The 24,742-nt window shown below is 55.6% G+C and carries 9 protein-coding genes, 6 rRNA genes and 1 pseudogene; 12 read left to right on the top strand and 4 right to left on the bottom strand.

The window, feature by feature from the left end; all coding sequences use genetic code 11:
* Nucleotides 1-317: pseudogene (locus EGX79_11050) on the top strand (fumarylacetoacetate hydrolase family protein).
* 142 nt (nucleotides 318-459) lie between these two features.
* A complete protein-coding gene (gene trxA / locus EGX79_11045; protein AYX82655.1) occupies nucleotides 460-840 on the top strand; it encodes a thioredoxin in 381 nt (126 codons plus the stop codon).
* A 104-nt stretch (nucleotides 841-944) separates the two neighbouring features.
* Here trxA and EGX79_11040 read toward each other — a convergent pair whose 3' ends face one another.
* On the bottom strand, nucleotides 945-2,246 hold the full coding sequence (locus EGX79_11040) for a serine hydrolase (GenBank protein AYX82654.1): 1,302 nt from the start codon (nucleotides 2,244-2,246) through the stop codon (nucleotides 945-947).
* A gap of 161 nt (nucleotides 2,247-2,407) precedes the next feature.
* Here EGX79_11040 and EGX79_11035 point away from each other — a divergent pair, with 161 nt between their 5' ends.
* Nucleotides 2,408-3,253, top strand: a complete 846-nt coding sequence (locus EGX79_11035) for a PspA/IM30 family protein (protein AYX82653.1) — start codon at nucleotides 2,408-2,410, stop codon at nucleotides 3,251-3,253.
* A 199-nt stretch (nucleotides 3,254-3,452) separates the two neighbouring features.
* On the opposite strand, the gene EGX79_11030 is transcribed toward EGX79_11035, so the two are convergent.
* Nucleotides 3,453-5,021: an NYN domain-containing protein gene (locus EGX79_11030; GenBank protein ID AYX82652.1), complete on the bottom strand. Its 1,569-nt coding sequence runs from the start codon at nucleotides 5,019-5,021 to the stop codon at nucleotides 3,453-3,455.
* A 261-nt stretch (nucleotides 5,022-5,282) separates the two neighbouring features.
* On the opposite strand from EGX79_11030, the gene EGX79_11025 reads away from it, so the two are divergent.
* The 4 genes from EGX79_11025 (at nucleotide 5,283) to rrf (EGX79_11010) (ending at nucleotide 12,474) form a co-directional block, all read left to right on the top strand.
* Nucleotides 5,283-6,560 carry an MFS transporter gene (locus EGX79_11025; GenBank protein ID AYX82651.1) on the top strand — a complete coding sequence of 426 codons (1,278 nt, stop codon included), beginning with the start codon at nucleotides 5,283-5,285 and terminating at the stop codon, nucleotides 6,558-6,560.
* 701 nt (nucleotides 6,561-7,261) lie between these two features.
* Nucleotides 7,262-8,793, top strand: a 16S ribosomal RNA gene (locus tag EGX79_11020).
* Between the two features lie 373 nt (nucleotides 8,794-9,166).
* Nucleotides 9,167-12,261: ribosomal RNA gene (locus EGX79_11015) — 23S ribosomal RNA — on the top strand.
* 96 nt (nucleotides 12,262-12,357) lie between these two features.
* Nucleotides 12,358-12,474: ribosomal RNA gene (gene rrf / locus EGX79_11010) — 5S ribosomal RNA — on the top strand.
* The 16S, 23S and 5S rRNA genes sit together here, the layout of an rRNA operon.
* A 526-nt stretch (nucleotides 12,475-13,000) precedes the next feature.
* Here rrf (EGX79_11010) and EGX79_11005 read toward each other — a convergent pair.
* Entirely contained in the window at nucleotides 13,001-14,449 is a 1,449-nt protein-coding gene (locus tag EGX79_11005; protein AYX82650.1) for a purine permease, read from the bottom strand.
* An 817-nt stretch (nucleotides 14,450-15,266) separates the two neighbouring features.
* Here EGX79_11005 and EGX79_11000 point away from each other — a divergent pair.
* The 5 genes from EGX79_11000 (at nucleotide 15,267) to EGX79_10980 (ending at nucleotide 21,988) form a co-directional block, all read left to right on the top strand.
* Nucleotides 15,267-16,798: ribosomal RNA gene (locus EGX79_11000) — 16S ribosomal RNA — on the top strand.
* A 373-nt stretch (nucleotides 16,799-17,171) separates the two neighbouring features.
* Nucleotides 17,172-20,270, top strand: a 23S ribosomal RNA gene (locus tag EGX79_10995).
* A gap of 96 nt (nucleotides 20,271-20,366) precedes the next feature.
* Nucleotides 20,367-20,483, top strand: a 5S ribosomal RNA gene (gene rrf / locus EGX79_10990).
* Nucleotides 20,484-20,683: 200 nt separating this feature from the next.
* A complete protein-coding gene (locus EGX79_10985; GenBank protein AYX82649.1) occupies nucleotides 20,684-21,454 on the top strand; it encodes an SDR family NAD(P)-dependent oxidoreductase in 771 nt (256 codons plus the stop codon).
* A gap of 90 nt (nucleotides 21,455-21,544) precedes the next feature.
* A complete protein-coding gene (locus EGX79_10980; protein ID AYX82648.1) occupies nucleotides 21,545-21,988 on the top strand; it encodes a DUF2871 domain-containing protein in 444 nt (147 codons plus the stop codon).
* Between the two features lie 111 nt (nucleotides 21,989-22,099).
* Here EGX79_10980 and EGX79_10975 read toward each other — a convergent pair whose 3' ends face one another.
* Complete coding sequence (locus EGX79_10975) at nucleotides 22,100-24,724, bottom strand: ABC transporter permease (protein AYX82647.1); 2,625 nt, start codon at nucleotides 24,722-24,724, stop codon at nucleotides 22,100-22,102.
* Nucleotides 24,725-24,742: the final 18 nt, after the last annotated feature.

Genomic DNA, 24,742 nt, shown 5'->3' with positions numbered 1-24,742 from the left:
AGCGCGCCAGTGCTTTCGGGCCGTGGATGCTCACGGCCGATGCTTTCGATGCGGACTCCGCGCGGGTGCGCACATACGTCGACGGAGAGCTGCGCCAGGATGCACCGATTGCGGACCTTGTTTTCTCCCCGGCGAAGTTGATCGCCTACATCTCACAGTTCGTGCAGCTGAACCCGGGCGATGTCATCTCCACGGGAACGCCGGCGGGTGTTGGACACGGCATGAGCCCGCAGACCTACCTTCAGGATGGTCAGGAAATGGTCATCACCATCGATGGCCTGGGTAAACAGGCCAACACTGTCCGCATCAACCACTAGCTCGCGCCGCTTTACGACGTTCCCGCGAACCCGGCGGGAATGAATCGACCCCCGCGTGCGTTGTGGGAGACTAACGGGTAAAAACCTACGTAAAGAACGTGAAGTTAGAACACGACGTTAAAGAGTAAGAGGAGTTAGACCCATGGCAACTGTTGATATTACGAACGAGACTTTCGCTGAGACTATTCAGAACAACGACATCGTGCTCGTTGATGCCTGGGCATCCTGGTGCGGTCCGTGCCGCCAGTTCGCCCCGATTTATGAGAAGGCTTCCGAGAAGCACTCAGAGGTAGTGTTCGCAAAGCTGGACACCGATGCCAACCAGGAGGTTTCGGCAGCCATGGGCATTCAGTCGATTCCGACGCTGTTTGTTTTCCGCGAGGGAATCCTGCTGTTCCAGCACTCTGGTGTGCTGCCGGAGGCCGCCCTGAGCGATCTGGTTGGCCAGGCTTCGGAGCTGAACATGGATGATGTCCGTGCGCAAATTGCCGAGCAGGCCGCACAGGATAGCGCTACCGAGTAAACTCTGCGGTTCAGCCCGCATACTGTGCGTTTTCCGACTTGGAGCACTTCCGCGTAAGCCCCCGCGCCTGAACTAGCCCTCAAGCGCGCGGGGGCTTTTTGTATCTAGTCCGCGCGCTGGCCACGAATGAGCCAGCCAATACCAAAGCCAGCGAGTGCTGCTACTAGCGCCCACAGGGCTGGAGCGACTTTGTTTGAGTCCTCCTCAATCGACAGTGGTGCGCTGGTGCGGGCGTGCTTTGTCTCCTTCTCACCTGTTGGCAGAACCTGCCCGTCTGGGAACACGTGCTTGACAGCTTCGGTGAGTTCGTTGGCGGTCAGGTTTTTGCCCAGAACCGCGATAGCGTAACGGTCATCGTCGCCAAGGAATCCGGCAGTGGTGTGCTGCTCTTCGTACCAACCGGACTTGTTGGCAATCGTTTCCTTCGGTAGCGCTGCACGCAGACCGAAGTTCTGGTCTGCATCGCCGTAGGAGTAGCGCGGCAGTGAGTACATCAGCTGACGCATGTATTTGGTCTCCGTGTCGCTCAGCCCGCCTTCTTCGCTCAGCATCCGGTCAAAGTAGGCAACCATGTCGGCTGGCGTACTGGTGGTGGCTCCCCACATAGGTGAGCCGACAGTCTTATCCGAGAGGCCGTAGCGCTGTCGGACATTGTCAACGATGCGTACACCGCCGTAGGAATCCCACAGCTCGTCAGTTGCTTCGTTGTTGGAGTATCGAATCATGTCGTCGCGCAGCATGGCGTCGGGGTTGCCCTCAACCGGCATATCACCCTGGCCAGCGACAATCTCGCCCTTCTTCGGCTGCGTGTAGTTGGAATAGGCCACAACGTCGGCGACGAATACCTTCATCAGGCTGGCGAGGCGAAAAACATCATCACAGTGTGAGTTGCAGATGAACTCACCGGTCTGGCGATCCAGAATGCCCATGCCGAGCATGCCGCCCTTAGCGTCGAACTTCTCAGTCACTTCGTCGAGACGAGTTTGCACGCCAAGGCCCCACTGGGTCTTCGCCCCTGGCACAAGTGGGGGAAACTCCTTCGGCTCACTTTTCACAGTGCTTTCCGACGGCTCCGTCGAGGACGTTTCCGATGTCGGTGAAGAGGTTTTCTCGGTCGACTTCTCAGCCGACTGTTCCGCCGACTTCTCTGCGGTTCGCCCTGTGCTCTTCTCGGGAGCCTTTTCAGTTGGCTTTTCGGTGGTCTTCTTGGTTTTTGCGTCGGAGGGCTTAGCCGGCTCCGTTGACGATGGAGCTGCTACGACTACCTGCGAAAATGCACCGGTATCGGTGGAGTCAGCAGTTGCGGTGACTGTCGCGTTAGCCAGCGGCGCAGTTGCTGACAGAGTAATTACCGCGGCGAGACTCGCGGCCAGTCCGCGGTACGTGCGTTGAGGGCAATGAACCATGTTTAGAGAGTTTACAACTCTGGGGGAGTCTTGCTTGTCGGTAACCAGCTCTTTCCGTTTGCCGAGAGAGAGCGAGCTAGCTCACGTACAATTTTTTAAGAGATGGAATCTTCTCGGTTCCGATTAGTTATTCCGCATATGTTGAGGAAGGTTGGATTTGCATGGCTAATCCATTTGCCAAGGGCTGGAAGTACATGATGTCTTCGTTCGATAAGAAGATCGAGGACAATGCGGATCCTAAGGTTCAGATTGCACAGGCAGCTGAGGCCGAGCGTCAGCGCCATCAGGAGATTCAGCGTCAGGCTGCGGCTATCATCGGCAACCGCAATCAGCTGGAAATGCAGCTGGGGCGGTTGACCTCTGAGCGTGACAAGATTACCGAGAACACCCGGCAGGCACTCGCCAATGCGGATCAAGCTCGTGCCAAGGGCGATGAGGCCACTGCACAGAAGATGGAAAGCACTGCTGAGGTGTTTGCCACCCAGCTGGTGAATGTTGAAAAGGAGCTGGAAAATACTACGCAGCTCCACCAGCAGGCCGTATCTGCTGCTGAGGAGGCACAGCGTCAGGCGCAGCAGTCGCAGGCTCGCTACGAGCAGATTAAGCAGGATATCCGCAAGCTGGAGTCGCAGGCCGATCAGGCCAAGATGCAAGAGACCGCGTCGAAGACTCTCCAGAGCATGCAGGGTATTTCCGAGGATCCGAATGTGCCGACTTTGGATTCGGTCCGTGAGAAGATTGAAGGCCGCTACGCCAATGCGTTGGGCGCTCAGGAGCTCGCGGAATCCTCACAGGCAGGTCGTATGGCTGAGATCGAGACTTCGACTCGCGATGCCGCTGCTGACATGCGTCTGGCCGAAATTCGTGCCCAGATGAATAATGAAAACGCTGCTCTCGAATCCGGTTCTGCCGCGAAGGATAACGCCGGCGAGCTGGAGGCCGCCGAGTCCGCCGAGTCCGTTGAGGCCGTTGAGGACACCACAACGGACGCAGACGAAGCGAAGTAGCGTTCACCAGTTGCCAACAATCGTCAACAAGAAAGTGTCGGGGTTTATGTCAGTTTGAGCGGGAAAAACCACCCTAAACTGACATAAACCCCGACACTTTCTCGCACCAGCAGCGCCAGCAGCGACAGTAGCGCCAGCAGCGACAGTAGCGCCAGCAGTGCTGAAGCCACCGAAACTGCCGAATCCGTGAGGCGCGCTATTACTCCAATTCGCCGTTCTTCCGCGCGAGCAGCACTCCGCGGATACCGGCGTGGAAACCATCGCGCAGATTGACGCGCTGCGTCTCCGTCAGCGTGTATTCGTGCAGGGTTTCGCACGCAAACTGCAGCAGCGGACGATCAATGTCCGGTGGCAGCCCACCACCAGAGAGCAAGTGGGCACTATCGCGCGCCTGCTCGTTTGCAATATTCTCGTACCACCAGTTCGCGTACTGCTGTCCCACATCGAACGGCGTCTGAAAACCCGCGGATGCCCACACCTCGTTCGGCAGGGGCACGTATCGACTACGCAGCTTCCTCCTTGGCGCCATCATCGAAGGATTCGGCCGCGGGCTTGGTTTCGGCGTACTCGTGTTGGCACCGTCTTCGCTTGTCGACGACTCCGTCGCCGACTCCCCACTGCCGGTTGCAGTCGACGACGCGGAATCGGAGGCAGACGCGCCTGCATGCTCGGCTCCGGTGTTGTTCACAGTGTCGTTACCAGCCCCACTGCCAGTGTTGACTGTCGCGCCGGGCATGGTCGCTGGAGAAGGCTGTGCTGGCTGCGTTGGCTGCGTTGGTGAGGCAGCCGAAACGCCCGAAGCAGCGGAATCCACCCGTGTAGCTTCCGAACCGCCGGTGCGCTCTACCTCAGCGCGGTGCTCAGCCTGCGCCGGGATTTCCCGGGCACCCATCTTGGCCGCGTGCTCGACCTCGTTGAACTTCGGCGAGTCGGCCTTGGCCGTCGGCGTGGCTGCGGCATTGTCTTCGCTGCGACAGTCGGAGTCGCTGTCAGCCGTGGGGGATGGCACAACGCGCTGGTCCTGCGGAACCTCCGGAGTGCCGGCCTCCGGCGAAGCAGCGTCACCGTCGGCAGCGGAGGGAGTGTTCTCCGTGCCGTCGTCAAGCGAGCCCTCGCCCGGAGGAGTGATGCGCGTATCCGGCACGCAGGTGGCGCCGAGATCCTCGATTGGTTCGGCATCGCCCAGCGGCTTATTCGTGCGGACGACCGGTGGGATTGGGCCTTCAAGGACGTTGAGCTGCATGGCGTCGGCGAAGTCCTCGCGGGGATCGAGGATTGTCGTCGAATCGCAGGCATGGCGAAGTGCACCGGACATGGAGTCCCAGCCGAAGCCGTAGAGATGCACACGCACACCGGCAGCCGAAGCCTCAGCGACGCCGGGCAGCATGTCCGCATCGCCCGAGACCAGCACGATATCGGAAACTTGGTTGCGCAGGCCGGCGACGACCATGTCTGCGACGAGTCGCGTATCGACGGCCTTCTGAGTCCGTCGGTCACCCCATTCAATGAGCTGACCTGCGCGCAGCTGCACACCATCAATCGTGCGCAGTGAGCGCTGGTAACGATGCGGCCCCGACTCCGGGATGCCGTCGTACCAAAGTTGCCGCTGAACTGGCTGGTTCAGCTGCTGGTTAATCATTCGGTCAAGGACACTAACTACTTCTCTAAGGTCGATTTCTAATTGCCCGCGGGCTCCGGTTTCCCACGAGTTGTAAAAGCTCGCCAATAAATATGACGTATCGACGAACACCAATGTGCGTTCAAGCATGGCTCCTAATTCCTGATTCTTTATTAACTAAATAAGCAAACCGGTTACATCGACAAGGATGCCCGAATAATTCATTCTATGCGCTAAACATGTTTAACTTCAGGGACTATTCTTAATAAGCCGCATCACTTTGACCGCCCTTCGCGGGTTGGCAGGAGTGCGAGTCGACGAGAAGGCACCGATCAATTTAGGTATTGACGTGCAAAGAAATCGCCCCGCGAAGAGTACGACCACACAGGAGAAGGGGAGTTACAAACAGGTATGAGACGCTGGTTCGGCCTATTGGTTCTCATTACTGTGTTGGGACAAGCGGTTTTCAACGGCGGTCGCGTGCTGCTTTCTTGGCGAGTCCTCGATTTTGGCGGTTCCGCCGCCACCGTCGGCTGGTTCACTGCCGCATTTTCACTTGTACCTCTTATTATTGCGCTTCCCGCCGGCAAGCTTGTCGACAGTCATCGCGCCACCGAAGTCATGTACTCCGGTCTCGTCGCCACCGTCATCGCGGCAGCAGTAATGGCGCTCTCGCCGAACCTACCTATTCTTCTGCTCGGCTACGTGGCCCTGGGTTTTGCCCACATGACCACGCTCATCGCCGCTCAAGGCATGGTTTCGCACCTGCGTGGCGGCGTCGCCGGGCTCGATAGCCTCTTTGCTTATTTCACGCTCGGAATTTCCGTCGGGCAGTTCCTCGGCATTGTCGGTGCAGGTCTGCTCACTCCCAACCACGACGGCAGCGCCATGACCGCCACCACTTCTGCGCTCTGGGCGATGACGGGAATCGGCGCGGTCGCCCTGGTCATCGGCTGGCCGGTCGCAACTGCTTATCGACGGCACGAAGCGAATGCAGCCGCCGAAGTGCAAGCTGCTAGCTCAACTGAGCAATCCCCGGCGTCGACTGTTAGCGACCGCAGCCGGATGGACAAGAGGCGGCCGGCGCAGGCCGAAGCCAGCGGCGCATCGGTCCTAAGCATCCTGCGTATCGACGGCATGTCCAGCGCCATGGCTGTATCAATTGCGGTCATCGTAGCCATTGACCTGTTGACGGCATATGTGCCGGTGCTGGGACGCGAACTGGGCTTTAGTGTTGCCGAGGTGACGGCAATCCTTGGTGCGCGTAGTGGCCTCGCGATTATTTCCCGAGCCCTCATGCCGACTGTTTTGAACCGAGCTAATCGCAATCGAGTCCTTATCATTGCAGTTTGTGCCGGTGTCCTGCCGCTTTTGGCAATGCCGTGGCTACAGAGTGCGTGGCTGATGGTTGTCGCGGTTGGTATCTGTGGCTTGGCGTGGGGTTTTGTCATGCCCATGTCAATGACGTGGGTGAGCTCCCTGGTGGATGCCGAGGTGCGCGCTCAGGCGCTATCCATCCGACTGATGGGTAACCGCTTGGCGCAGGTCATCCTGCCGCCGGTTGCTGGTTTGGGTGCTACCGCGATGGGTGCAGGCAGCGTGTTTCTGGGTGCGGGTGCGCTGATGGGGGTCGCGTCTGCCACTGCTTGGCGACGACTCGCAGGTGACAAGGCGGCTCTGACTAAGTAATTGGTCGATTGCTGAGTTGCTGAAAAGTAGCGCCCGAGCCGTAGGAAGGCTCAAATCTGGCGTACAGAGTTAACTAAAGTGATTCGTTTTCCAGGTTCTACCAGCGGATTCGCTTAAATAGGGGCATGTGTGTAATGTATCTGGAGGTCAGCGTGGCCAGGCAGTTTATGTGTTTGGTTGGTTGATGTGGGGGAAATGTTTTCGTGCGGTTAGCCGCTGGGAGTCGTTGGTTTGACTTTCTGGTTAATTGTTTGTTAATGTTTTCTCTCGCTGCTCACGTGGTGGTTGCCCTGGTTTGGGGTGGTTGTCTTCGTGGGTGTGTGTTGTGTGAGAACTCAATAGTGTGCCGATGTACTAACTAATACTTTTTTGGGAAAGTGCTTGTTTGGTTGTCGTTTGCGCGTGTGTGTTGCTGGTGGGTGCCGGGGGCCTTTGTTTGTTTTGGGTCCTTTTGTGCTTGCGGGTGATGGATTGCGTGGCGGCGCCTTTGTTTGGGTGCTTTTCGCGTGGTTTTTTCATTTGTGGGAAAGATCATGGTTGTTCTCTTCTTTTTTGGCCTCGTCGGTTCGAAGGGGAGAACGTTTTATTTTTGGATAACGGCCAGGCCGCGCACTGTTTTTGGTGTGTGGTGGTTGTTTGTCTGTTTTTGTCAGGTTTTTGGGCCTTTCATTGTTTTTTTGATTCTTCTGATTTGAAGGGTTTTTGATGGAGGGTTTGATCCTGGCTCAGGACGAACGCTGGCGGCGTGCTTAACACATGCAAGTCGAACGGTAAGGCTCCAGCTTGCTGGGGTACACGAGTGGCGAACGGGTGAGTAACACGTGGGTGACCTGCCCTGCACTTCGGGATAAGCCTGGGAAACTGGGTCTAATACCGGATAGGACCGCACCGTGAGGGTGTGGTGGAAAGTTTTTTCGGTGTGGGATGGGCCCGCGGCCTATCAGCTTGTTGGTGGGGTAATGGCCTACCAAGGCGGCGACGGGTAGCCGGCCTGAGAGGGTGGACGGCCACATTGGGACTGAGACACGGCCCAGACTCCTACGGGAGGCAGCAGTGGGGAATATTGCACAATGGGCGGAAGCCTGATGCAGCGACGCCGCGTGGGGGATGACGGCCTTCGGGTTGTAAACTCCTTTCACCATCGACGAAGGGTTTCTGACGGTAGATGGAGAAGAAGCACCGGCTAACTACGTGCCAGCAGCCGCGGTAATACGTAGGGTGCGAGCGTTGTCCGGAATTACTGGGCGTAAAGAGCTCGTAGGTGGTTTGTCGCGTCGTCTGTGAAATTCCGGGGCTTAACTCCGGGCGTGCAGGCGATACGGGCATAACTTGAGTACTGTAGGGGAGACTGGAATTCCTGGTGTAGCGGTGAAATGCGCAGATATCAGGAGGAACACCGGTGGCGAAGGCGGGTCTCTGGGCAGTAACTGACGCTGAGGAGCGAAAGCATGGGGAGCGAACAGGATTAGATACCCTGGTAGTCCATGCCGTAAACGGTGGGCGCTAGGTGTGGGTTTCCTTCCACGGGATCCGTGCCGTAGCTAACGCATTAAGCGCCCCGCCTGGGGAGTACGGCCGCAAGGCTAAAACTCAAAGGAATTGACGGGGGCCCGCACAAGCGGCGGAGCATGTGGATTAATTCGATGCAACGCGAAGAACCTTACCTGGGCTTGACATATACAGGATCGCGCCAGAGATGGTGTTTCCCTTGTGGCTTGTATACAGGTGGTGCATGGTTGTCGTCAGCTCGTGTCGTGAGATGTTGGGTTAAGTCCCGCAACGAGCGCAACCCTTGTCTTATGTTGCCAGCACGTTGTGGTGGGGACTCGTAAGAAACTGCCGGGGTTAACTCGGAGGAAGGTGGGGATGACGTCAAATCATCATGCCCCTTATGTCCAGGGCTTCACACATGCTACAATGGTCGGTACAGTGGGTTGCCAGTCCGTGAGGGCGAGCTAATCCCGCAAAGCCGGTCTCAGTTCGGATCGGGGTCTGCAACTCGACCCCGTGAAGTCGGAGTCGCTAGTAATCGCAGATCAGCAACGCTGCGGTGAATACGTTCCCGGGCCTTGTACACACCGCCCGTCACGTCATGAAAGTCGGTAACACCCGAAGCCAGTGGCCTAACACATTTTGTGGGGGAGCTGTCGAAGGTGGGATTGGCGATTGGGACGAAGTCGTAACAAGGTAGCCGTACCGGAAGGTGCGGCTGGATCACCTCCTTTCTAAGGAGATTATTTTTTCTTTGTGTCATGTGTCATCGTGTTGGTGGCGTGTGGCTATTTTTTGTTTTTTGGGTGGAACACCTACTGGTTAGATCACTGAAGTGGTGGTCTGCGCGTGCGTGTGATGATTTTAAACGTTTGTGCTTTCCTTTTTGTGTTGGTTGGTTGTTGGTGCGCTGTTGGGTGTCTGGGATGACACATGTTGTTGTTCCTGTTTACAGGTTGCTGCGTGCTGCGGGCAGGCTGCTGTTTGGTGGTTTGTGTGTGGTGTGTGGGTGTTGTGTGAGAACTGGATAGTGGACGCGAGCATCTTGTTTTTCTGTAAGTTCGATTTTGTCAAGCAGTTTTTCTGTTTGTGATTGTTCTTAGTTATTTGTTTGTGTGTTGTGTTGTAAGGGCGCATGGTGGATGCCTTGGCATAGTAGGCCGATGAAGGACGTGAGAGGCTGCGATAGGCCTCGGGGAGCTGCCAACTGAGCGTTGATCCGAGGGTGTCCGAATGGGGAAACCTGGCCGTCGTTGTGGGCGGTCGCCGTTAGATGAATTCATAGTCTAATTGGTGGTTACGCGGGGAAGTGAAACATCTCAGTACCCGTAGGAGTAGAAAACAATTGTGATTCCGTTAGTAGTGGCGAACGAACGTGGATGAGGCTAAACCGCGTGCGTGTGATACCTGGCAGGGTTTGCGTGCGTGGGGTTGTGGGGATGCATTGTGCAGGGTCTGCTAGTCCTGCGTTGTGTTGTGTGGGTGTAGCGGAAGTGGATTGGAATGTCCTGCCGTAGACGGTGAGAGTCCGGTACGTGAAACACCCGTGCGTGCAATTGGTGTGTTGCCCGAGTAGCAGCGGGCTCGTGGAATCTGCTGTGAATCTGCCGGGACCACCCGGTAAGCCTAAATACCTGCTTATGACCGATAGCGGATTAGTACCGTGAGGGAATGGTGAAAAGTACCCCGGGAGGGGAGTGAAATAGTACCTGAAACCATGTGCTTACAATCCGTCAGAGCCCTTTTTTGTGGGGTGATGGCGTGCCTTTTGAAGAATGAGCCTGCGAGTCAGCGGCATGTCGCGAGGTTAACCCGTTTGGTGGGGTAGTCGTAGCGAAAGCGAATACTAACTAGTGTGTTGTCAGTGGCATGTCCTGGACCCGAAGCGGGGTGATCTACCCATGGCCAGTGTGAAGCAGAGGTAAGACTCTGTGGAGGCGCGAACCCACTTAGGTTGAAAACTGAGGGGATGAGTTGTGGGTAGGGGTGAAAGGCCAATCAAACTCCGTGATAGCTGGTTCTCCCCGAAATGCATTTAGGTGCAGCGTCGTGTGTTTCCTCCTGGAGGTAGAGCTACTGGTTGGTTTAGCGGGACTATCATCTTAGCGACATCAGCCAAACTCCGAATGCCGGTGAGGTGAGAGCACGGCAGTGAGACTGCGGGGGATAAGCTTCGTAGTCGAGAGGGAAACAGCCCAGATCGCCGGCTAAGGCCCCTAAGGGTGTGCTAAGTGGAAAAGGATGTGGGATCGCGAAGACAACCAGGAGGTTGGCTTAGAAGCAGCCATCCTTGAAAGAGTGCGTAATAGCTCACTGGTCGAGTGGTTCTGCGCCGACAATGTAGTGGGGCTCAAGTACACCGCCGAAGCCGCGGCAATCATCTTTTGGTGGTTGGGTAGGGGAGCGTCGCGTGACTGCTGTGAAGCGCTGGGGTAACCCTAGTGTGGAGTGTGCGCGAGTGAGAATGCAGGCATGAGTAGCGAATGAGGAGTGGAAAACTCCTCCGCCGAATGACTAAGGGTTCCTGGGCCAGGTTAATCCTCCCAGGGTGAGTCGGGACCTAAGGCGAGGCCGACAGGCGTAGTCGATGGATAACGGGTTGATATTCCCGTACCCGTGTGTCCGCGCCCATGGTGAATCAGGGATACTAACCCACCTGAACACGCGCCGTTTACTAGCCTTTTAGGTTGGTTGGTGTGTGTGATGCTGGGGACCTGAACTGGTAGTAGCCAAGTGATGGGGTGACGCAGGAAGGTAGCCGTGCCACGTGATGGATATCGTGGTGTAAGCGTGTGGCCCGTGTTCTAGGTAAATCCGGAGCACATGTGGGTGAGGCGTGATGCGTACCCGTTTTGGGGAAGTTGGTGATCCTATGCTGCCGAGAAAAGCCTCTAGCGATGTGGATATACGGCCCGTACCCGAAACCGACACAGGTAGTCAGGTAGAGAATACTAAGGCGATCGGGAGAACTGTGGTTAAGGAACTCGGCAAAATGCCCCCGTAACTTCGGGAGAAGGGGGGCCATGACTGGTGACCGACGTGGTTGAGCTGGTTGTGGCCGCAGAGAATAGAGGGAAGCGACTGTTTACTAAAAACACAGGTCCGTGCGAAGACGGGTAAGTCGATGTATACGGACTGACGCCTGCCCGGTGCTGGAAGGTTAAGAGGACCTGTTAGACCCCTTTTGCGGGTCGAAGCGGAGAATTTAAGCCCCAGTAAACGGCGGTGGTAACTATAACCATCCTAAGGTAGCGAAATTCCTTGTCGGGTAAGTTCCGACCTGCACGAATGGCGTAACGACTTCCCTGCTGTCTCAACCACAGACCCGGCGAAATTGCAGTACGAGTAAAGATGCTCGTTACGCGCGGCAGGACGAAAAGACCCCGGGACCTTCACTATAGCTTGGTATTGGTGTTCGGTTCGGTTTGTGTAGGATAGGTGGGAGACTGTGATGCCTCAACGCCAGTTGGGGTGGAGTCGTTGTTGAAATACCACTCTGATCGTATTGGACATCTCAACCTCGGCCCGTGATCCGGGTTAGGGACAGTGCCTGGTGGGTAGTTTAACTGGGGCGGTTGCCTCCCAAAGAGTAACGGAGGCGCCCAAAGGTTCCCTCAGCCTGGTTGGCAATCAGGTGTTGAGTGTAAGTGCACAAGGGAGCTTGACTGTGAGACTGACAGGTCGAGCAGGTAGGAAACTAGGGACTAGTGATCCGGCACCGGCTTGTGGAAGCGGTGTCGCTCAACGGATAAAAGGTACCCCGGGGATAACAGGCTGATCTTCCCCAAGAGTCCATATCGACGGGATGGTTTGGCACCTCGATGTCGGCTCGTCGCATCCTGGGGCTGGAGTAGGTCCCAAGGGTTGGGCTGTTCGCCCATTAAAGCGGCACGCGAGCTGGGTTTAGAACGTCGTGAGACAGTTCGGTCTCTATCCGCCGCGCGCGTAGAAACTTGAGGAAGGCTGTCCCTAGTACGAGAGGACCGGGATGGACGTACCTCTGGTGTGCCAGTTGTCCCGCCTGGGGCATGGCTGGTTGGCTACGTACGGAAGGGATAACCGCTGAAAGCATCTAAGCGGGAAGCCTGTTCCAAGATTAGGTTTCTTTTGAGGTCCCCTATAGATGATGGGGTTGATAGGCCGGATCTGGAAGCATCGTAAGGTGTGGAGGTGACCGGTACTAATAGACCAAACATTCAACACACAAAGTGTGAATTACAGGGTTTTTGCTCGCGTCCGTTATTCAGTGTCTGGCATGACACCACCCACCCAAAGTTGTGGTGGGGATGGTTGTTGCCTGGTTTTTGTCGGTGGTGTTAGCGGTGGGGTCACGCCCGGTCCCATTCCGAACCCGGAAGCTAAGTCCACCAGCGCCGATGGTACTGCACTCGGGAGGGTGTGGGAGAGTAGGTCGCCGCCGGCATAAAAAGTTTATTGTGTGGGTCGTGGTTGCCTTGCCCCTTGTGTGGGGTTGGGGGCTGCGGCCCACTTTTGTACCTACGGGTAAACAACATTTAATCGACAAATGTCGTGGCTTATATCTCGGGGTAGCTACCGATTTGGCTTAATTGCGGGTACTTAGAAGGGTCCGATGCGCAGTACACCGGTCGGAGGCTCCTCGAATTCTGGCACTGAGCTTGTTGGCATGTCCGATTCAGTTATTGCACTTCTGTGTTTACCACAGCCACTCATCCCGACATGCAGATACCGCGCTTCAATGGGGCTTTACTGCCAAGCTGTCCAAATAGGGATCCATACGCTTATTTGGAATTCGTCCTGATTCTTAAGGCCCTACCTACGAGACAACGCGGCGCCATCCAAGGTCGCGCCAAAAGGAAATCCCGTATGGGCGAGGTATTGCCTGCGCCCATACGGGAATGTGTTGTATTTAATTACGCCAGCGCGGTCTGGGATTGAGCTATCCAGCCACGCTAATCAAAGTACCGAAGTTAGTTATTACTGCTTGGCTTAGCGGGCGGGACGTCGCCGTAGCCGTCGTGGTCCTTATCTTCAGAGTTGATACCTCCGCGGAAGGTGTCGTGAGCGCTCGGAGTAACTGCGTGCGGTGCACGGTCGGCGGTGTTGAACAAAAGGTTCAAGATAATAGCTGCGACGGAACCTACGCAGATTCCTGAGGCCATAAACGTTTGTGCCCATGCCGGCAGTCCGGAGAATAGTTCGGGCGATACAGCCGGAAGCAATGCCAGTGCCAACGGAATACCAACCACGATCACGTTGGATTCAGTGAACTTAACCTTGGATAGGGTGCGGACGCCGGATGCTGCGACCATGCCGAACAAGGCGATACCGGCACCTCCCAAAACTGGAGCCGGGATAGCAGCAACGAGAGCGGCCGTCTTTGGAATCAGTCCCAGAATCAGCAGCATTCCGCCTGCAGCTGCGGTAACCCATCGGGATCGCACGCCCGTGATGGACAGGACGCCGATGTTCTGGGCAAACGCCGTGTATTCGAAGGTATTGAAAATACCGCCGATCACGGTCGCAGCACCGTCGGCACGCAGTGTGTCGGCAATACGGCGATTATCAATCTCGGTCTCGGTAATCTCACCGATTGCAAGCACATCTCCAGTCGCCTCGACCATAGTCACAAGCGAGACAATGCACATGGCAAATACAGCCGAGAAGACAAACTCAGGCATGCCGAAGTAGAACGGATGTGTCAGCCCAAAGATTGGTGAGTCCTTAGTCCCAGACCAATCCACCATTCCCAATGGAATGCACAGCAGCAACCCAGAAATCATGCCCACTAGAACGGCGATTCGGGCGAGCCATTCCGGTGCCCAACGCTCAATACTGAGAATCAAGACCAACACAAACACAGCTACTGCCAAGTTTTGGGGCGTGCCGAAATCAGGAGTGTCCTTGACTTCAGCACCGCCACCAACCCAGTCAGCTGCGACTGGCATAAGCGTCGTACCGATAATCAATAGCACCGTGCCAGTGACCAACGGCGGAAATAGACGTAGAAGCGACGCAAAAAGCGGTGCAAAGAGCATCATGAAAATGCCCGATGCAATCACCGAACCGTAGATTGCGGGCACGCCGTATTGCGATCCGATAGTGACCATCGGAATGGCGGCAGAGAAGGTACAGCCCTGAATCAGTGGTAACCGCACACCAAATCGCCAAATACCCACCGACTGCACGATGGTGGCGATGCCGGCAACAAACAGGTCCGCGGCAATTAGGTGCGGAATATCGGATGGGGACATACGCCCGGCATCCACAAGTGCCCAGCCCACGAAAAGCGGGACTGCCACCGCGCCTGCATACGCGGCGAGCACATGTTGAAAGCCGAGTACAAGCAATTTCACATGGCCCGGATACTCATCGACCGGATGGACCGGCCGGGCATCGGTCTTCGTTGATGTAGTCACAGTTCGACTTTAGTTCCCTAGCCCAGCTTTTCCTCACTGGAGCTTTCTATTGGGGTGGTTTCGCTCCATCTCGCTTTACGACGAAGGCCTCGAGACTTGTCACTTTGCTGAGATAACTCGTGAGTGTGCGTAAGAAGCCGGTGAACGAACGCATTGCCGAACAGCTTTAAGTGAAACTCTAGGGTTATGGTCTTCTATTAGCTCGAAAGTACCCAAGAAAGTCATTGTGACCTGGGGGTTCGCTTTATGTGTGAAGTGTGTGTAATGTATCCGGGGTCAGCGCGACAGGGCGATGTGATTGCTTGTTGTGGTGATGTGGGGGAGAGTTTACTTTGTATTCACGGTCGGTTTGACTTGTGTTTGCAGTGAAGGTAGAGTCTTCTTCTGCTGCTCATGTGGTGGTTGCCCTGGTTGGGGTGGTTGTCTTCGTGGGTGTGTGTTGTGTGAGAACTCAATAGTGTGCCGATGTACTAACTAATACTTTTTTGGGAAAGTGCTTGTTTGGTTGTCGTTTGCGCGTGTGTGTTGCTGGTGGGTGCCGGGGGCCTTTGTTTGTTTTGGGTCCTTTTGTGCTTGCGGGTGATGGATTGCGTGGCGGCGCCTTTGTTTGGGTGCTTTTCGCGTGGTTTTTTCATTTGTGGGAAAGATCATGGTTGTTCTCTTCTTTTTTGGCCTCGTCGGTTCGAAGGGGAGAACGTTTTATTTTTGGATAACGGCCAGGCCGCGCACTGTTTTTGGTGTGTGGTGGTTGTTTGTCTGTTTTTGTCAGGTTTTTGGGCCTTTCATTGTTTTTTTGATTCTTCTGATTTGAAGGGTTTTTGATGGAGGGTTTGATCCTGGCTCAGGACGAACGCTGGCGGCGTGCTTAACACATGCAAGTCGAACGGTAAGGCTCCAGCTTGCTGGGGTACACGAGTGGCGAACGGGTGAGTAACACGTGGGTGACCTGCCCTGCACTTCGGGATAAGCCTGGGAAACTGGGTCTAATACCGGATAGGACCGCACCGTGAGGGTGTGGTGGAAAGTTTTTTCGGTGTGGGATGGGCCCGCGGCCTATCAGCTTGTTGGTGGGGTAATGGCCTACCAAGGCGGCGACGGGTAGCCGGCCTGAGAGGGTGGACGGCCACATTGGGACTGAGACACGGCCCAGACTCCTACGGGAGGCAGCAGTGGGGAATATTGCACAATGGGCGGAAGCCTGATGCAGCGACGCCGCGTGGGGGATGACGGCCTTCGGGTTGTAAACTCCTTTCACCATCGACGAAGGGTTTCTGACGGTAGATGGAGAAGAAGCACCGGCTAACTACGTGCCAGCAGCCGCGGTAATACGTAGGGTGCGAGCGTTGTCCGGAATTACTGGGCGTAAAGAGCTCGTAGGTGGTTTGTCGCGTCGTCTGTGAAATTCCGGGGCTTAACTCCGGGCGTGCAGGCGATACGGGCATAACTTGAGTACTGTAGGGGAGACTGGAATTCCTGGTGTAGCGGTGAAATGCGCAGATATCAGGAGGAACACCGGTGGCGAAGGCGGGTCTCTGGGCAGTAACTGACGCTGAGGAGCGAAAGCATGGGGAGCGAACAGGATTAGATACCCTGGTAGTCCATGCCGTAAACGGTGGGCGCTAGGTGTGGGTTTCCTTCCACGGGATCCGTGCCGTAGCTAACGCATTAAGCGCCCCGCCTGGGGAGTACGGCCGCAAGGCTAAAACTCAAAGGAATTGACGGGGGCCCGCACAAGCGGCGGAGCATGTGGATTAATTCGATGCAACGCGAAGAACCTTACCTGGGCTTGACATATACAGGATCGCGCCAGAGATGGTGTTTCCCTTGTGGCTTGTATACAGGTGGTGCATGGTTGTCGTCAGCTCGTGTCGTGAGATGTTGGGTTAAGTCCCGCAACGAGCGCAACCCTTGTCTTATGTTGCCAGCACGTTGTGGTGGGGACTCGTAAGAAACTGCCGGGGTTAACTCGGAGGAAGGTGGGGATGACGTCAAATCATCATGCCCCTTATGTCCAGGGCTTCACACATGCTACAATGGTCGGTACAGTGGGTTGCCAGTCCGTGAGGGCGAGCTAATCCCGCAAAGCCGGTCTCAGTTCGGATCGGGGTCTGCAACTCGACCCCGTGAAGTCGGAGTCGCTAGTAATCGCAGATCAGCAACGCTGCGGTGAATACGTTCCCGGGCCTTGTACACACCGCCCGTCACGTCATGAAAGTCGGTAACACCCGAAGCCAGTGGCCTAACACATTTTGTGGGGGAGCTGTCGAAGGTGGGATTGGCGATTGGGACGAAGTCGTAACAAGGTAGCCGTACCGGAAGGTGCGGCTGGATCACCTCCTTTCTAAGGAGATTATTTTTCTTTGTGTCATGTGTCATCGTGTTGGTGGCGTGTGGCTATTTTTTGTTTTTTTGGGTGGAACACCTACTGGTTAGATCACTGAAGTGGTGGTCTGCGCGTGCGTGTGATGATTTTAAACGTTTGTGCTTTCCTTTGGTGTTGGTTGGTTGTTGGTGCGCTGTTGGGTGTCTGGGATGACACATGTTGTTGTTCCTGTTTACAGGTTGCTGCGTGCTGCGGGCAGGCTGCTGTTGTGGTGGTTTGTGTGTGGTGTGTGGGTGTTGTGTGAGAACTGGATAGTGGACGCGAGCATCTTGTTTTTCTGTAAGTTCGATTTTGTCAAGCAGTTTTTCTGTTTGTGATTGTTCTTAGTTATTTGTTTGTGTGTTGTGTTGTAAGGGCGCATGGTGGATGCCTTGGCATAGTAGGCCGATGAAGGACGTGAGAGGCTGCGATAGGCCTCGGGGAGCTGCCAACTGAGCGTTGATCCGAGGGTGTCCGAATGGGGAAACCTGGCCGTCGTTGTGGGCGGTCGCCGTTAGATGAATTCATAGTCTAATTGGTGGTTACGCGGGGAAGTGAAACATCTCAGTACCCGTAGGAGTAGAAAACAATTGTGATTCCGTTAGTAGTGGCGAACGAACGTGGATGAGGCTAAACCGCGTGCGTGTGATACCTGGCAGGGTTTGCGTGCGTGGGGTTGTGGGGATGCATTGTGCAGGGTCTGCTAGTCCTGCGTTGTGTTGTGTGGGTGTAGCGGAAGTGGATTGGAATGTCCTGCCGTAGACGGTGAGAGTCCGGTACGTGAAACACCCGTGCGTGCAATTGGTGTGTTGCCCGAGTAGCAGCGGGCTCGTGGAATCTGCTGTGAATCTGCCGGGACCACCCGGTAAGCCTAAATACCTGCTTATGACCGATAGCGGATTAGTACCGTGAGGGAATGGTGAAAAGTACCCCGGGAGGGGAGTGAAATAGTACCTGAAACCATGTGCTTACAATCCGTCAGAGCCCTTTTTTGTGGGGTGATGGCGTGCCTTTTGAAGAATGAGCCTGCGAGTCAGCGGCATGTCGCGAGGTTAACCCGTTTGGTGGGGTAGTCGTAGCGAAAGCGAATACTAACTAGTGTGTTGTCAGTGGCATGTCCTGGACCCGAAGCGGGGTGATCTACCCATGGCCAGTGTGAAGCAGAGGTAAGACTCTGTGGAGGCGCGAACCCACTTAGGTTGAAAACTGAGGGGATGAGTTGTGGGTAGGGGTGAAAGGCCAATCAAACTCCGTGATAGCTGGTTCTCCCCGAAATGCATTTAGGTGCAGCGTCGTGTGTTTCCTCCTGGAGGTAGAGCTACTGGTTGGTTTAGCGGGACTATCATCTTAGCGACATCAGCCAAACTCCGAATGCCGGTGAGGTGAGAGCACGGCAGTGAGACTGCGGGGGATAAGCTTCGTAGTCGAGAGGGAAACAGCCCAGATCGCCGGCTAAGGCCCCTAAGGGTGTGCTAAGTGGAAAAGGATGTGGGATCGCGAAGACAACCAGGAGGTTGGCTTAGAAGCAGCCATCCTTGAAAGAGTGCGTAATAGCTCACTGGTCGAGTGGTTCTGCGCCGACAATGTAGTGGGGCTCAAGTACACCGCCGAAGCCGCGGCAATCACCATTTTTTGGTGGTTGGGTAGGGGAGCGTCGCGTGACTGCTGTGAAGCGCTGGGGTAACCCTAGTGTGGAGTGTGCGCGAGTGAGAATGCAGGCATGAGTAGCGAATGAGGAGTGGAAAACTCCTCCGCCGAATGACTAAGGGTTCCTGGGCCAGGTTAATCCTCCCAGGGTGAGTCGGGACCTAAGGCGAGGCCGACAGGCGTAGTCGATGGATAACGGGTTGATATTCCCGTACCCGTGTGTCCGCGCCCATGGTGAATCAGGGATACTAACCCACCTGAACACGCGCCGTTTACTAGCCTTTTAGGTTGGTTGGTGTGTGTGATGCCGGGGACCTGAACTGGTAGTAGCCAAGTGATGGGGTGACGCAGGAAGGTAGCCGTGCCACGTGATGGATATCGTGGTGTAAGCGTGTGGCCCGTGTTCTAGGTAAATCCGGAGCACATATAGGGTGAGGCGTGATGCGTACCCGTTTTGGGGAAGTTGGTGATCCTATGCTGCCGAGAAAAGCCTCTAGCGATGTGGATATACGGCCCGTACCCGAAACCGACACAGGTAGTCAGGTAGAGAATACTAAGGCGATCGGGAGAACTGTGGTTAAGGAACTCGGCAAAATGCCCCCGTAACTTCGGGAGAAGGGGGGCCATGACTGGTGACCGACGTGGTTGAGCTGGTTGTGGCCGCAGAGAATAGAGGGAAGCGACTGTTTACTAAAAACACAGGTCCGTGCGAAGACGGGTAAGTCGATGTATACGGACTGACGCCTGCCCGGTGCTGGAAGGTTAAGAGGACCTGTTAGACCCCTTTTGCGGGTCGAAGCGGAGAATTTAAGCCCCAGTAAACGGCGGTGGTAACTATAACCATCCTAAGGTAGCGAAATTCCTTGTCGGGTAAGTTCCGACCTGCACGAATGGCGTAACGACTTCCCTGCTGTCTCAACCACAGACCCGGCGAAATTGCAGTACGAGTAAAGATGCTCGTTACGCGCGGCAGGACGAAAAGACCCCGGGACCTTCACTATAGCTTGGTATTGGTGTTCGGTTCGGTTTGTGTAGGATAGGTGGGAGACTGTGATGCCTCAACGCCAGTTGGGGTGGAGTCGTTGTTGAAATACCACTCTGATCGTATTGGACATCTCAACCTCGGCCCGTGATCCGGGTTAGGGACAGTGCCTGGTGGGTAGTTTAACTGGGGCGGTTGCCTCCCAAAGAGTAACGGAGGCGCCCAAAGGTTCCCTCAGCCTGGTTGGCAATCAGGTGTTGAGTGTAAGTGCACAAGGGAGCTTGACTGTGAGACTGACAGGTCGAGCAGGTAGGAAACTAGGGACTAGTGATCCGGCACCGGCTTGTGGAAGCGGTGTCGCTCAACGGATAAAAGGTACCCCGGGGATAACAGGCTGATCTTCCCCAAGAGTCCATATCGACGGGATGGTTTGGCACCTCGATGTCGGCTCGTCGCATCCTGGGGCTGGAGTAGGTCCCAAGGGTTGGGCTGTTCGCCCATTAAAGCGGCACGCGAGCTGGGTTTAGAACGTCGTGAGACAGTTCGGTCTCTATCCGCCGCGCGCGTAGAAACTTGAGGAAGGCTGTCCCTAGTACGAGAGGACCGGGATGGACGTACCTCTGGTGTGCCAGTTGTCCCGCCTGGGGCATGGCTGGTTGGCTACGTACGGAAGGGATAACCGCTGAAAGCATCTAAGCGGGAAGCCTGTTCCAAGATTAGGTTTCTTTTGAGGTCCCCTATAGATGATGGGGTTGATAGGCCGGATCTGGAAGCATCGTAAGGTGTGGAGGTGACCGGTACTAATAGACCAAACATTCAACACACAAAGTGTGAATTACAGGGTTTTTGCTCGCGTCCGTTATTCAGTGTCTGGCATGACACCACCCACCCAAAGTTGTGGTGGGGATGGTTGTTGCCTGGTTTTTGTCGGTGGTGTTAGCGGTGGGGTCACGCCCGGTCCCATTCCGAACCCGGAAGCTAAGTCCACCAGCGCCGATGGTACTGCACTCGGGAGGGTGTGGGAGAGTAGGTCGCCGCCGGCATAAAAAGTTTATTGTTGTGGGTCGTGGTAGCCAGTTCCCGTGTGGGGTTGGGTGCTGCGGCCCACTTTTGTACCTACGGGTAAACAGAATTAACTAGCGTTTTAGTGCTGCATTTTGCTGTTCGTATGCTTATTCCTATGCGGCGCGCTACGTCGGCGCCGTTTTAATTGCTCGACTCAGTCGGCTGTATCTTGGAATTCATGCGAGTGGGAATCGTGACTGGAGCATCTCGGGGCATAGGCGCCGTCTTTGCCGATAGACTTGGGCAGCTACGTCCAGACCTAGATGAAATTTGGTGTGTTTCTCGTAGCTACAACGATGATTCTTCCGGTGAAGACGCTGAGTTCTCGCAGAGGCAAGGTCCTCGTCTTCGATATCTTTGTCTAGATCAGTCCGATGATGATTTTGGCGATAAACTCCGGAATCATGTTGACCGCCATCACGCGACGATAGTTTATTTAATCCTCAATGCCGCGTATGCGAATTATGGCGATGTTAAAACCCAGGATTTTTCGCAGGCTGATCAAATGATACAGACGAATATTCGCGGTACGGTCGCAGCGGTTTACTCGCTAAACGATTTATTCGAAAAGAACGGCCACATCATTTTCGTTTCATCGATCTCAGCTGTAGCACCAACTCCAGGGCTGGCGGTGTACACAGCATCGAAAGCGTTTATTCGGCACTGGGGTATCTGCCTTAGAGAGGAATTGAAACCTAATGGTGTAACTGTAACTATTTGCTACCCGGGAAAGGTTAAGACCAAGGCGCTACGGGACGTCGTGAAGCAGGCGAAGTCGGTGAAGTTGCGTCTTATGCCTGAGCAGAATCTCAGTTATCTGGTGGAGCGCACGTTACGTGCAGCGGAGAGCGGCCGAGCGGAGGTCGCACCCGGTCTATATGGTCTGGTGATGGCTCTATTTAAGGCTGTGCCGAAACGTGTTGTGGCTCGATTCGCGCGGTTAGTTTGAGGCCCTCTAGTTTCGCGGTATCAAACTTTCGTTTAACCCCCTGGGTTTAGTCCATTTAGAAGCCAGTGTTATCTGAGTAGGCTACGAAGTATGCGTAAGTTATTCACAGCCGCTTCGGTCTATCTCGGTCTTGGTCTATTCTCTGGCGTTTTCTATCGTGAATTTACCCGTGCAATGGATTTTGGCGATAAAACGCAGCTCAATACGCTGCACACGCATTTCCTTGTCCTTGGCACGATCTTTTTCTTGGTTGCGCTGGCATTGGATGGTCAATTCAATATTTCAGCTGTCAAGGGCTTTGATCGCTGGTTCATTGTTCAGAATGTCGGCATTGTTTGGACGATCGGCATGATGGTGGCAAACGGTATCGTCCACGTTGTTTCAGGCCCGGAGGCCTGGGGTCCGATGTACTCGGGAATTGCAGGACTCGGCCACATTATCCTGACGGTTGGCTTTGTGTGGTTCCTTATGCTTCTCAATAAGGCGCTGAAGAATCGTGAACGCGAGGTTCGCAAGGCCAACGCAGCCGTATAAATTTCCAGCGGAAATGCGTGAGTCGGATAGCTGATTCGGCCTAGGTAATAAGGCGAAATAAAACCCCGTGCAGAAACTATATCTGCACGGGGCGCTTTCATATAGCGGCGGCTATTCGTCTGCGATAGCGGCCAGAGGTGGTGTCTTCGCGGCCTTCTGACCAGGTCCGAGAGCAGCAATAACGCCTACAAGCGCAGACCCAAGCAGCGTGAGAACAACCTGCAGCCACGGTACCGCAATAGTATTCAGGCCCTCATCCTTCAGCACGGTCAGCAGTGACCAGCCAAGGAACAAGCCGAGGACAATACCCACAACCGCGCCGAAAATGGAGATTTCCACAGATTCCAGGCGAATCATCCGGCGAATCCCCGAGCGCTGCAGGCCGACGGCTCGAAGCATGCCAATCTCCTGGCGGCGCTCGACAACTGAGAGCGCGACAGTATTGATAATTCCCAGAATCGAAATGATGACCGCCAGTGCCAGCAGTGCGTACACGATTCCCAGCATGACATCGATAGAGGCATTAGCCAGGCCCGCAAACTCCTTAGCAGTCATCACTTGTACTACGAGGTAGTCCGCAACTGCGTCGCTAAGCTTTTGCTTCATTTTATCCAAGGAGCCGCTGTCTGCCGCGATGGAATTGGAGACATCGACGTAGGTCTGGAAGGGCAACAGGTGGCTGCTTTTGACATATTTATGGGCGGCTTCGTCGGAGACAATAATCGACTGGCCTGGATCTCTTGTGTCAGCAAAAATGCCGGTGACGGGGAGCCGTGTTATGCCGCCTTTGGAAACAACTGCGAGTTCAGTGCCAACGTTCCAACTATTCTTTTTCGCTGTTGATTCGCTGATGACAATTCCCGCATCCGGCTTGGCCAGATCCAGGGAGCCCTGGATGGCGCGAGTGCCGTACCATTTGCCGACGTTGGAGTTGAAAACCGACGCATTACTAGATTCCGGTCCGACTTCAGTTTGTTCGCCGTCGGAAGCTATCATCGTGGCGGCTTCCTCAGGTGGGATTACCAGTAGCGCGCCAATCGACAAGGTTGCGGTGTCGTCGACACCATCGATATCCTTCACCGCATCCTCGACCCCAAGTGGCAGGGCCGAATGCGCGGTCAGAGGTGGCGAGAGCACGAAGTCAGCCGTCAGATTGGTCTCTGACCACTCATTGACCGCCTCCTTCATGGACACACCGAACATGCCAATCACAGTCACCAGCGCAAGCCCGAGCGTCAGTGCAAACGATGTGGTTCCCGTTCTGCGCGGATTGCGGTGGGAGTTCGTCGCCGCAAGCTTGCCGACGGTTCCAAAAGGCGCACCTACGACGCGCCCCAGTCCTCCGATCAGAGGCATGGACAGCGCGGGGCCGACAAGCCAGACGGAGGCTACGGCCATCACTGCACCGACACCAACGAAGACGGCACGAATCTTGGTTTCTGCGTCGTTCCACTGCAATGCCCAGGCAATGATTACGATCGCGGCGGACGCCAGCACAGTACCGGTCCACGTCCTAGCACTGAGGCTATTGCTGGTTGTTTGATCCCCAGAGCGCATGGCTTCTACAGGAGGGACCGCGCCAGCGCGGGCGGCCGGCGTCCAGGCGGCGATCATGGTGATGGCCACGCCGACAAGGAGAGGAACGATGACTGCCACCGGTTCGAATGTCAGGCCATCGCCGGGCATGGAGATACTCATGGCATCGAGAAGCATGAATAGCCCCTGGCTCAGCCCAAATCCCGTGATGACACCTAGTGCGGAACCGATGAGGCCAACAATGAATGCCTCCAAGAGGACGGACGCAGTGAGCTGTCGTCGTGAAGCACCGAGGGCGCGGAGGAGAGCGAACTCCTTCATGCGCTGAGTGACCAGCATGGTGAAAGTATTGGAGATGATGAAGATGCCCACAAGCAGCCCGATGAGCCCGAAAGCGATGAGGAAGTAGTTGACAAAGCTTAAGGCAGAGGAGACACGTTCGGAGGCCTCCTCGGCGAGCTTAGAGCCTGCCTCTACCTTGAGCTCGGGGAATGCTTCTGCGACATCACGGGTAAGCGTGGCAGCGTCAGTGGTGGAATCGGCGGCGAGGGTGAACATGTCCATATGGCTGTCCGCGCCGTAGAGCTTGCGCCACTGATTCTGGGTGAAAAAGACCGCGAGGTAGCCGGTTTCGTCGATGGAGGTATCAGCGATGCCGACAACCTTCACCGTCGCCCGATCGAGGCGGGTGGCTACTTTGATTTCAGTGCCGACGTGGAGGTTGCCGAGTTCGGCGGTGGTGGAGTTGACGACCACCTCACCTGGTGTTTCCGGCGCGTGCCCCTCGGTAACCGTGACCTTGTTGCCCACCGCTTCGGCCGCTGGATAGTAGGGAAGACCCATCGATGGCGAACCATTGGTTTGAATCGGCTTGCCGTCGGCTCCCGTGGCCGTAATGCTGTTGTTGGGATCGCCAATGTTGAGGGCTCGGACCCCGGGGAAGCTTTCGATTTCCTGCGCGGTTTCTTCGGTGAGAGCACCGGGATTGTCAGCTGGGGCCGTCACCACCACGTCGACACCGTCATAAGCGGTACTCATTGCGCCCTTAAAGGCCTTGTCCAGCGATGATGTGAACACAAATGCGCCGGTGATGAAGGCTGTGCCCAGCACGACCGAAATAATTGTGAGCACGAGGCGCAACTTGTGCGAGGTGATATTACGCCAGGCGACGCGGCTTAGCGTGGAAGACGATGATGCCATGGGGAGAGATGACCTGCC

Source organism: Corynebacterium jeikeium, assembly GCA_003955985.1.
Taxonomy (GTDB): domain Bacteria; phylum Actinomycetota; class Actinomycetes; order Mycobacteriales; family Mycobacteriaceae; genus Corynebacterium; species Corynebacterium jeikeium_D.
Note: the sequence above shows the minus strand (reverse complement) of the source record. Positions and strands in the feature narration are given on the sequence as shown.

Bases quoted from the DNA above. Each gene is read 5' to 3' on its own strand.
- EGX79_10985 (AYX82649.1), top strand. From the start codon at position 20,684: ATGCGAGTGGGAATCGTGACTGGAGCATCTCGGGGCATAGGCGCCGTC.
- EGX79_10980 (AYX82648.1), top strand. From the start codon at position 21,545: ATGCGTAAGTTATTCACAGCCGCTTCGGTCTATCTCGGTCTTGGTCTA.
- EGX79_10975 (AYX82647.1), bottom strand. From the start codon at position 24,724: ATGGCATCATCGTCTTCCACGCTAAGCCGCGTCGCCTGGCGTAATATC.
- EGX79_11035 (AYX82653.1), top strand. From the start codon at position 2,408: ATGGCTAATCCATTTGCCAAGGGCTGGAAGTACATGATGTCTTCGTTC.
- trxA (AYX82655.1), top strand. From the start codon at position 460: ATGGCAACTGTTGATATTACGAACGAGACTTTCGCTGAGACTATTCAG.
- EGX79_11025 (AYX82651.1), top strand. From the start codon at position 5,283: ATGAGACGCTGGTTCGGCCTATTGGTTCTCATTACTGTGTTGGGACAA.
- EGX79_11040 (AYX82654.1), bottom strand. From the start codon at position 2,246: ATGGTTCATTGCCCTCAACGCACGTACCGCGGACTGGCCGCGAGTCTC.
- EGX79_11030 (AYX82652.1), bottom strand. From the start codon at position 5,021: ATGCTTGAACGCACATTGGTGTTCGTCGATACGTCATATTTATTGGCG.